The sequence below is a fragment of the Pseudomonas sp. GGS8 genome (assembly GCF_024168645.1).
Classification (GTDB): domain Bacteria; phylum Pseudomonadota; class Gammaproteobacteria; order Pseudomonadales; family Pseudomonadaceae; genus Aquipseudomonas.
Window position 1 is genome coordinate 2,902,323 of the sequence record NZ_JALJWF010000001.1, and the last position, 10,178, is coordinate 2,912,500.

General features: G+C 57.3%; 10 protein-coding genes (1 of these 10 only partly in view). 9 read left to right on the forward strand and 1 reads right to left on the reverse strand.

Annotated features, from left to right (window positions below; genetic code table 11):
• Positions 1-8: 8 nt before the first annotated feature.
• The 3 genes from mrcB to J3D54_RS13020 are packed head-to-tail and all read left to right on the forward strand — an operon-like array spanning position 9 to position 3,413.
• Complete coding sequence (gene mrcB, locus J3D54_RS13010; protein WP_253418669.1) at positions 9-2,327, forward strand: penicillin-binding protein 1B; 2,319 nt, start codon at positions 9-11, stop codon at positions 2,325-2,327.
• 16 nt (positions 2,328-2,343) lie between these two features.
• A complete protein-coding gene (locus J3D54_RS13015) occupies positions 2,344-3,078 on the forward strand; it encodes a tetratricopeptide repeat protein (protein ID WP_018930214.1) in 735 nt (244 codons plus the stop codon).
• Positions 3,078-3,413 (forward strand): YqcC family protein, encoded by a 336-nt coding sequence (locus J3D54_RS13020; RefSeq protein ID WP_253418670.1) that lies wholly within the window; start codon positions 3,078-3,080, stop codon positions 3,411-3,413. Before J3D54_RS13015 ends, J3D54_RS13020 begins: the two co-directional genes overlap by 1 nt.
• Positions 3,414-3,431: 18 nt before the next feature.
• On the opposite strand, the gene J3D54_RS13025 is transcribed toward J3D54_RS13020, so the two are convergent.
• A complete protein-coding gene (locus J3D54_RS13025; protein ID WP_253418673.1) occupies positions 3,432-3,854 on the reverse strand; it encodes a DUF4124 domain-containing protein in 423 nt (140 codons plus the stop codon).
• A gap of 401 nt (positions 3,855-4,255) precedes the next feature.
• Here J3D54_RS13025 and J3D54_RS13030 point away from each other — a divergent pair, with 401 nt between their 5' ends.
• The 6 genes from J3D54_RS13030 to msrQ all read left to right on the forward strand — a co-directional run.
• Positions 4,256-5,980, forward strand: a complete 1,725-nt coding sequence (locus J3D54_RS13030) for an acetolactate synthase 3 large subunit (protein WP_253418676.1) — start codon at positions 4,256-4,258, stop codon at positions 5,978-5,980.
• A gap of 2 nt (positions 5,981-5,982) precedes the next feature.
• Entirely contained in the window at positions 5,983-6,474 is a 492-nt protein-coding gene (ilvN, locus tag J3D54_RS13035; RefSeq protein WP_003205610.1) for an acetolactate synthase small subunit, read from the forward strand.
• A gap of 47 nt (positions 6,475-6,521) precedes the next feature.
• A complete protein-coding gene (gene ilvC, locus J3D54_RS13040) occupies positions 6,522-7,538 on the forward strand; it encodes a ketol-acid reductoisomerase (protein WP_003228216.1) in 1,017 nt (338 codons plus the stop codon).
• Between the two features lie 145 nt (positions 7,539-7,683).
• Positions 7,684-8,541: a CDP-diacylglycerol--serine O-phosphatidyltransferase gene (pssA, locus tag J3D54_RS13045; RefSeq protein ID WP_253418679.1), complete on the forward strand. Its 858-nt coding sequence runs from the start codon at positions 7,684-7,686 to the stop codon at positions 8,539-8,541.
• A gap of 63 nt (positions 8,542-8,604) precedes the next feature.
• Positions 8,605-9,618: a protein-methionine-sulfoxide reductase catalytic subunit MsrP gene (gene msrP, locus J3D54_RS13050; protein ID WP_253418682.1), complete on the forward strand. Its 1,014-nt coding sequence runs from the start codon at positions 8,605-8,607 to the stop codon at positions 9,616-9,618.
• Positions 9,618-10,178 carry the 5' portion of a protein-methionine-sulfoxide reductase heme-binding subunit MsrQ gene (msrQ, locus tag J3D54_RS13055; RefSeq protein WP_253418685.1) on the forward strand. Its footprint extends 60 nt past the window's final position, so only the first 561 of its 621 coding nucleotides appear in the window; it begins with the start codon at positions 9,618-9,620; its stop codon lies beyond the right edge, outside the window. Before msrP ends, msrQ begins: the two co-directional genes overlap by 1 nt.

Consider the following 10,178-nt stretch of genomic DNA (forward strand, 5'->3'; position numbering starts at 1 on the left):
CCGCCGCCATGACTCGAACTCGATCCCCCCGCACTCCTAAAAAACCACCTTCCAAGGGCATGCGTCCTTGGCTGGGCTGGGCCCTTAAACTCAGCCTGGTCGGCCTTGTGGTGCTCGCCGGGTTCGCGGTTTACCTCGACGCTGTGGTCCAGGAGAAATTCTCTGGCAAGCGCTGGACCATCCCGGCCAAGGTGTACGCGCGCCCGCTTGAGCTGTTCGTCGGACAAAAGCTCAGCAAGGACGACTTCCTCACCGAACTCGATGCTTTGGGCTACCGGCGCGAAGCTGTCAGCAACGGCCCCGGCGCGGCAGCGGTCAATGGCAATACCGTCGACTTGAATACCCGAGGCTTCCAGTTCTATGAAGGTATGGAGAGCGCCCAGCCCGTGCGCGTGCGGTTCTCCGGCGATTATGTGGCCGAGCTCTCGGCGACCAATGGTTCGAAACTTTCTGTGGTGCGACTGGAGCCGCTGCTGATCGGCGGGATTTACCCGAAAAACCTTGAAGACCGCATCCTGATCAAGATCGATCAGGTTCCACCGTATCTGCTCGATACCCTGGTTGCCGTAGAAGACCGGGATTTCTACAGCCACTGGGGCGTGTCGCCGAAGTCGATTGCCCGAGCTATCTACGTCAACACCTCGGGCGGCAAGATGACCCAGGGCGGTAGCACGCTGACGCAACAGTTGGTCAAGAACTTCTACCTCACCAATGAACGCAGCCTGACCCGTAAGCTCACCGAAGCCATGATGGCGATGTTGCTTGAGCTGCATTACGACAAGCGCGACATTCTTGAGGCTTACCTCAATGAAGTGTTCGTCGGCCAGGATGGTCAGCGCGCGGTGCACGGCTTCGGCCTGGCCAGCCAGTTCTTCTTCGGGCAGCCATTGTCCGAGCTGAAGCTGCACCAAGTCGCTTTGTTGGTGGGCATGGTCAAGGGTCCGTCCTATTACAACCCGCGTCGCAACCCCGAGCGGGCGCTGGAACGGCGCAATCTGGTCCTCGATGTTCTGAAGGAGCAAGGCGTTGCCAGCGCCGAGCAGGTTGAGGCGGCGAAGAAAATGCCATTGGGTGTGACCACTCGCGGCAAGTTGGCCGACAGCTCGTTCCCGGGCTTCCTCGATCTGGTTAAACGTCAGTTGCGCGAAGACTACCGCGATGAAGACTTGACCGAAGAAGGGCTGCGAATCTTCACCAGTTTCGACCCGATCCTGCAGATGAAAGCCGAAGCCTCGGTCAATGACACGTTCAAACGTCTTTCGGGTCGCAAAGGGGCCGATGACGTGGAAGCGGCGATGGTCGTGACCAACCCGGAAACCGGTGAAGTTCAGGCCATGATCGGCAGCCGTCAGGCGAGTTTCGCCGGTTTCAACCGGGCGCTGGACGCAGTACGACCGATCGGTTCTTTGATCAAACCGGCGGTTTATCTGACAGCCCTTGAGAAACCGAGCCAGTACACGCTGACCAGTTGGCTGTCGGACGACTACTTCTCGGTCAAGGGCGCGGACGGTCAGATCTGGAAACCACAGAACTATGACCGCCGTTCCCACGGCACGGTGTTCCTGTATCAAGGGTTGGCGCATTCCTACAACCTGTCGACCGCGCGTCTCGGGTTGGCGGTGGGCGTGCCGAATGTCTTGAAGACCCTGGCACGTCTGGGGGTGAGCCGCGAATTCCCGGCGTTCCCGTCGATGTTGCTCGGTGCTGGCGGTATGACCCCGATCGAAGTGGCGACCATGTACCAGACGCTGGCCAATGGCGGGTTCAATACGCCGATGCGCGGGATTCGCAGCGTACTGACTGCCGAGGGTGAGCCGCTCAAGCGTTATCCGTTCCAGATTCAGCAGCAATTTGATCCGGCGTCCATTTACCTGATCCAGAACGCCATGCAGCGCGTCATGCGTGAAGGCACCGGCAGTTCGGTTTACAACGTGTTGCCGAAAACTCTGACCCTGGCCGGCAAGACCGGTACCAGTAACGATTCGCGGGACAGCTGGTTCGCCGGTTTCAGTCAAGATCTGCTGGCCGTGGTCTGGCTCGGGCGCGATGATAATGGCAAGACACCGTTCACCGGTGCCACCGGTGCGCTGCAGGTCTGGACCAGTTTCATGCGTAAAGCTGATCCGCTGCCGCTGGACATGCCGCAGCCGGACAATATTGTTCAGGCCTGGGTCGATTCGCGCACCGGGCAAGGTTCCGAAGCCAACTGCCCAGGTGCGGTGCAGATGCCGTATATTCGCGGCAGTGAACCGCCTCCCGGTGCTGCTTGCGGTGGCGAAAGCCCTGCAGAATCGGTGATGGATTGGGTCAAGGGCTGGATGAATTAAGCAAAGAGGATTTGAAGTGAACAAGTGGTTGATTCCAGCGGTGACTGCCGTGGCTTTGCTCAGCGGCTGCTCCACTGTGCAGCGTGGTTCGATCCCGGTTGAGGATGCCGGCACTGCCGTCTCCAACAGCGAGCGGATTTCGGCGAATGGCGGGTTCCGGCAGTCGACGGTGAAGCGTCCTGTCCAAGCTCAGACTCAGGCGATCCCGCAAGGTGACACGGGGGTCGTGGTGATGGTCCCGGGGGGTGGCGCTGTCTCCTCGGCGCCGATCAGCACTTCGCCGATTACCCCGGGTCCGATTACTCCGGGGCCGATTGATACCTCGCCGGTTCAGTCGGCACCGATCAATCAGGGCAGTTACAGCATGCCGTCGACGCCCAGCGGGATTCCTTCGGCGAACTCCGGCGGTCTGTCCGCCGATGAACAACTGGACGGTCCGGTCCTGGCATTGTTGACCACCGCCCAGCAGCAACAGGCCAGTGGCGACCTTAATGGTGCATCTTCCAGCCTCGAACGTGCCCAGCGTGTTGCACCGCGCGAGCCGCAAGTGCTTTATCGTCTGGCGCAGGTACGTATGGCTCAAGGTGATGCGGCGCAGGCCGAGCAGTTTGCCCGTCGTGGTCTGACGTTCGCCAATGGGCGTCCGGATCTTCAGGCCAGCCTGTGGGAATTGATCGCCCAGGCCCGTGAGAAGCAAGGTGACCCGGCCGGTGCAGCATTGGCTCGTCAGAAGGCCAAGGTTTCGCTGTGATGGATATGCGCTTTCCGAAGATTGCCGAGCAGTTGCTGTTGATCGAGCGCGAACTGCGCGTTCAGGGTTGGTGGGATGAAGTGCCGCCGTCCGCTGAGGCGCTCTCCAGCGTTGAACCGTTTTCGGTGGATACGCTGGATTTCGAGCAATGGCTGCAATGGATCTTCCTGCCAAGGATGAAGTCGATCCTGGAGCAGAACCAGCCATTGCCCAACGCATCGGGGATTCAGGAGATGGCCGAAATGGTCTTCGCCTCCCGCAACGTCCAGGGCAAGGATCGGCAGCTTCAGGTCTTGCTCAAAGAGTTCGACGTGTTGATCAGCGTCTCCCGCTGAATCGGAAACTGCCAGTGCTTACTGGCAGTTTTTCGTAATCTGTTTCTGTGCTTCGGTGATGCGCTCCTGACGTTGTTGGTCGGTCAGGCGGCGCGTCTCGCCGTCGACTTCTTCTCGTAATCGTGGATTGTTCTGCAGTTGAGCCAGGTTCGTCCGGGCCTGTTCGCAGAACACTTTTAGCTGGGCCTGCTGCTCGGCGACCTGTTTTTTCACTTTGTGATCGATGGCTTTTTGATCGCCTATGACGTTGCCGCGTGGCAGCGTGCCTGGTTTGCCGACGGGCGGGGAGGGCGTGACCATCAAGGTGGCCTCCCGGCCTTGGGGCGGTTGCGCATCGAAATGGGTGACGCCCTGGGCATCGACCCATTTATAGATCTGACCCGCCATGCACAAAGGGCTCAGGCTGATCAGCAAGCCGGTGGTGAGGAAGAACGTTCGCATGCCATTTCCTTGTCATGAGTGCGCAATTGAAGCTAACACAGTTGCGGTTTAAAGGTTTTTTCTTGCGTTCTCATGCGCTTAGTTCGAATAAAGCACATTGACGGCTTGACTTGCGATGGGCGAAACAGAAGAATCCAAAGTCCGCTGTAGAGGGACTGCCAGAAGCAGACCCACTCGGTAGATCATGAGGCGCACATCCGCGCCGACCTGTTACACCCGCAACGCGTTACCTCGCGCTGGGTGGGAAAGGCCCGCAACACTTGGGACGATCCCAATACTTGCTCAGTCAGTGCTGACGTAGTCGGCGACCACCGTCGCTCATGCTCTGCCGAGAAGTAAACCTATTAAGACCCGTCCTCTTTGAATGTGGGCGGTATTCTGGCGTTTTAGAGGTGAACAACGTGGAGCTTTTATCTGGCGGTGAGATGCTCGTCCGCTTTTTGCGTGACGAAGGCGTCAAATATATCTACGGGTACCCGGGCGGTGCCGCATTGCATATTTACGATGCACTGTTCAAAGAGCCGAGTGTTCAACACATTCTTGTTCGTCATGAGCAGGCTGCCACCCACATGGCTGACGGCTATGCGCGCGCCACTGGCAAGGCTGGCGTGGTACTGGTGACCTCCGGTCCTGGTGCGACCAATGTCATTACCGGTATTGCCACGGCGTACATGGACTCGATCCCGATGGTAATCCTGACCGCTCAGGTGCCGAGTTCTCTGGTTGGTACCGACGCGTTCCAGGAGACCGACATGATCGGTATCTCCCGGCCGATCGTGAAACACAGTTTTATCATCAAGCACGCTTCGGAAATCCCGGAAGTTCTAAAGAAAGCCTTCTACCTGGCAGAGTCCGGTCGTCCTGGTCCTGTGGTTGTCGACATTCCGAAAGACATGACCAATCCGGCCGAGAAGTTCGAATACGTCTTCCCGAAAAAAACCAAGTTGCGCTCCTACAGCCCGGCGGTTCGTGGTCATTCGGGGCAAATCCGCAAGGCCGTAGAAATGCTGTTGGCGGCCAAGAGGCCGATCATTTATGCCGGCGGTGGTGTCATTCTGGGTAACGGCTCCGCGCCGTTGACCGAGTTGGCACAACTGTTGAACGTGCCGGTTACCAATACCTTGATGGGCCTTGGCGCCTATCCGGGCAGCGACCGTCAGTTCCTCGGCATGCTCGGTATGCATGGTAGCTACACCGCCAACCTGGCCATGCACCATGCGGATGTAATTCTGGCTGTCGGCGCGCGTTTCGATGACCGTGTTATCAACGGTGCGTCGAAGTTCTGCCCAAGTGCCAAGATCATCCACATCGACATCGACCCGGCTTCGATTTCCAAGACCATCAAGGCCGACGTTCCCATCGTAGGCCCGGTGGAAAGTGTACTGACTGAAATGGTCGCCACCCTCAAGGAAATCGATGATTCTCCTGGCAAGGAGTCGGTCGCTAGCTGGTGGAAGCAAATCGAAGAGTGGCGTGGTGATCGCGACATGTTCCCTTACAACAAGGGTGACGGCAGCATCATCAAGCCGCAGACCGTGATTGAAACCCTTCACGAAGTGACCAAGGGCGATGCCTATGTCACTTCGGACGTGGGTCAACATCAGATGTTCGCGGCGCAGTACTACCGTTTCAACAAGCCCAATCGCTGGATCAACTCCGGTGGCCTGGGCACGATGGGTTTCGGTTTTCCGGCCGCGATGGGCGTGAAACTGAACTTCCCGGACGCTGATGTGGCGTGTGTGACCGGTGAAGGCAGCATCCAGATGAACATCCAGGAGCTGTCGACCTGTCTGCAGCACGACCTGCCGGTGAAGATCATCCTGCTTAACAACGGCGTGCTCGGCATGGTTCGTCAGTGGCAGGACATGAGCTACGGCGCGCGCCATTCGCACTCCTACATGGAATCGTTACCGGACTTCGTCAAGCTGGCCGAGGCCTACGGTCACGTCGGCATGCGCATCACGGAGTTGAAAGATCTGAAGCCGATGATGGAGCAAGCGTTCGCCATGAAGGATCGCCTTGTGTTCATCGACATCAAGGTCGACGCTGGCGAGCACGTCTACCCGATGCAGATCAAAGACGGCTCCATGCGCGATATGTGGTTGAGCAAGACGGAGCGTACTTAATCATGCGGCACATTATTTCCCTGCTTCTGGAAAACGAACCGGGCGCTCTGTCTCGTGTAGTCGGCCTGTTCTCGCAGCGCAACTACAACATCGAAAGCCTGACCGTGGCGCCAACCGAAGACCCGACTTTGTCGCGTCTGACGCTGACCACTGTCGGCCATGATGAAATCATCGAGCAGATCACCAAGAACCTGAACAAGCTGATCGAAGTGGTCAAACTGGTCGACTTGTCAGAGAGTGCTCACATCGAGCGCGAACTGATGCTGGTCAAGGTCAAGGCTACCGGCGCCCAGCGCGCCGAGATCAAGCGCACCACCGATATTTATCGTGGGCAGATCGTTGATGTCAGCGCCAGCGTGTATACCGTTCAATTGACCGGTACCAGCGACAAGCTCGACAGCTTCATTCAATCGATCGGCACTGCCTCGATTCTGGAAACCGTACGCAGTGGCGTCACCGGGATTGCCCGCGGCGACAAAGTACTGAGCATCTAAACCAAATTAGCGAATGGCCTGAAGGGCCAGATATAAAGGGGAAATTCATGAAAGTTTTCTACGATAAAGACTGCGACCTGTCGATCATCCAGGGCAAGAAAGTTGCCATCATCGGTTACGGTTCCCAGGGTCACGCCCAAGCGTGCAACCTGAAAGACTCCGGCGTTGACGTTACCGTTGGCCTGCGTAAAGGTTCGGCCACCGTTGCCAAAGCCGAAGCCCACGGCCTGAAAGTGACCGACGTTGCTTCCGCTGTAGCGGCTGCCGACCTGGTCATGATCCTGACCCCGGACGAGTTCCAGTCCTCCCTGTACAAGAACGAAATCGAGCCGAACATCAAGAAAGGCGCCACCCTGGCCTTCTCCCACGGCTTCGCGATCCACTACAACCAGGTTGTGCCGCGCGCTGACCTCGACGTGATCATGATCGCGCCGAAAGCTCCGGGCCACACCGTGCGTTCCGAGTTCGTCAAAGGCGGCGGTATCCCTGACCTGATCGCTATCTACCAGGACGCTTCGGGCAACGCCAAAAACGTTGCACTGTCCTACGCTGCCGGCGTTGGTGGCGGTCGTACCGGCATCATCGAAACCACCTTCAAGGACGAGACCGAAACCGACCTGTTCGGCGAACAAGCCGTTCTGTGCGGCGGCACCGTTGAGCTGGTAAAAGCCGGTTTCGAAACTCTGGTTGAAGCTGGCTACGCGCCGGAAATGGCCTACTTCGAATGCCTGCACGAACTGAAGCTGATCGTTGATCTCATGTACGAAGGCGGTATCGCCAACATGAACTACTCGATCTCCAACAACGCTGAGTACGGCGAGTACGTGACAGGTCCGGAAGTCATCAACGCCGAATCCCGTCAGGCCATGCGCAACGCCCTGAAACGTATTCAGGACGGCGAATACGCCAAGATGTTCATCAGCGAAGGCGCCACTGGCTATCCTTCGATGACCGCCAAGCGTCGTAACAACGCCGCTCACGGTATCGAAATCATCGGTGAGCAACTGCGCTCCATGATGCCGTGGATCGGTGCCAACAAGATCGTCGACAAAGCCAAGAACTAAGTCACGAGCTTGTACGGAAAACGCGGCCTAGGCCGCGTTTTTTCGTTTGGATCCGCCGGTTCTGGTATAAAGCTGCATCGTTTGCGGTCGAACCGTCGTCCCAGACACCTGTCGAAACTTTCCACCCCGTTGCAAGGTAATGTCCATGAGCGAACGTCCCGAAGAGCCAAAGCAGGCTTCTGACGCCGAAAGCCTTCTGCCCATCGATGAACACGTCGAAGAAGGGCATGATGCGGAAGGCCGTAAAGTCCGGCATCGTGGTATCTATCTTCTGCCGAATCTGTTCACCACTGCGAACCTCTTCGCAGGGTTCTATTCCATCATCAACTCGATGAGCGCCCAGAGTGCATTGAGTGCTGGTGATGCGATCGGGGCGAGCAAGTATTTTGCGTTTGCTGCGATCGCGATTTTCGTCGCCATGGTGCTCGACGGTCTCGACGGTCGCGTTGCCCGCATGACCAATACCCAAAGCGCCTTTGGTGCCGAGTACGATTCGCTGTCGGACATGGTTGCCTTCGGTGTCGCGCCGGCATTGCTGGCGTTCGGCTGGGCCCTGGGTGATATGGGCAAGGTCGGTTGGATGGTCGCTTTCATCTATGTGGCGGGTGCGGCGTTGCGTCTGGCGCGCTTCAATACTCAGGTCGGCACCGCAGACAAACGCTACTTTATCGGTCTGGCCAGCCCGGCCGCGGCCGGTGTGGTCGCGGGCATTGTCTGGGCGTTCAGCGATTACGGCATTCAGGGTTCCAAGATGTCGTTCCTGGTTGCACTGATGGTTGCCGCCGCGGGCATGCTGATGGTCAGTAACATCAAGTACGACAGCTTCAAGGAGCTGGACTTGAAGGGGCGCGTTCCTTTTGTCGCGATCCTGGCGGTGGTGCTGGTATTTGCCGTTGTGTTCAGTGATCCGCCGCGTATCCTGCTGCTGGTTTTCCTTGCTTATGCGGCTTCTGGCCCGGTGCAGTATCTGTTGCGCCTTCGTCGGCACAAAAAAAACGAGTGATGTAATTTCCCTCATACTCCGCAGTCTATGGGTGCACCTGTCCTCCAATGCTGCGGAGTTGCCATGCTGATCAAAGTCCCCAAAGCGTCTGACTGTCATGAGTCGGACGTCACGCCTGAATCTCTCTACCTTTCTCGTCGCAATGTATTAGGCGCTGCCGTTGCCGGTTTGGCTGTGAGTACGCTGCCGCGCTGGGCGAGTGCCGACGATACCGCGCGTTATGCCGATGTCGAGCCTGGCAAGGCGCCGTCCTGGTTTGCCGAAAAACTGCCTTCCACTAAATGGGGAGCGGTCAACGTCAAGGATGAAGCAATCACGCCTTTCAAGGATGCGACCCACTACAACAACTTCTATGAGTTCGGTACCGACAAAGGCGATCCCGCGGCCAACGCCGGTGCGCTGAAAACCGAACCGTGGAGCGTGGTGGTAGACGGGGAGGTGGGTAAGCCGGGGCGGTATGCGCTGGAAGACTTCATGAAGCCTTATCAGCTGGAGGAGCGTATTTATCGTCTTCGCTGTGTGGAGGCCTGGTCGATGGTCATTCCGTGGATAGGTTTTCCCATTTCGGCTTTGCTAAAGGAAGTAGAGCCGACGTCCGGCGCCAAATTCATTCGCTTTGAAACCCTGCAAGATCCCAAGAGTATGCCCGGGCAGCGTTCTGGCTTCGCCTTGATTGACTGGCCTTATGTAGAAGGGCTGCGTCTGGATGAAGCGATGAATCCGTTGGCGATTCTCGCGGTAGGCATGTATGGACGAGAGTTGCCCAATCAGAACGGTGCGCCGCTACGTCTGGTGGTGCCGTGGAAGTATGGCTTCAAGAGCATCAAGTCCATTGTGCGAATCAGTTTGGTCAGCGAGCAGCCGAAAACCACCTGGCAGAGCATTGCTTCGGATGAGTATGGCTTTTATGCGAACGTGAACCCGACAGTCGACCATCCGCGCTGGACCCAGGCACGGGAAAGGCGTTTGCCGAGCGGTCTGTTCAAGCCCAATGTGCGGGACACGCAAATGTTCAACGGCTACTCGGATGAAGTCGCTTCTTTATATACAGGGCTCGATCTGCGGAAGAATTACTGATGCGATATCTGTTCTGGCGTATTGGTGTCTTCATCTGCGCAGCGATTTGGCCGCTGCTTTGGTTGTATCAGGCCTGGATGGATGTGTTAGGACCTGATCCAGGAAAGGTACTGGTTGATCGTCTGGGGTTGGGGGCGCTTGTCCTGTTGCTCATTACATTAAGCATGACGCCTTTGCAGAAGCTCACCGGCTGGTCAGGGTGGGTAGCTGTCCGACGGCAGTTGGGATTGTGGTGTTTCGTCTATGTGGTTTTGCATTTGAGCGGTTATACGGCGTTCATCCTTGGCTTTGATTGGTCCCAACTGGGGATCGAGTTGCGCAAGCGGCCGTACATTATCGTCGGGATGCTGGGGTTTCTCTGTTTGTTGACGCTGGCGGTTACCTCCAATCGTTACAGTCAGCGGCATCTGGGTGTTCGCTGGAAAAAATTGCATCGGCTGGTCTATTTGATTCTCGGGCTTGGGTTGCTACATATGTTGTGGATTGTTCGCGCCGATCTGAGGGAGTGGGCGATCTACGCTTCTATAGGCGCGTTGTTGTTAGTGTTGAGATTGCCGCCT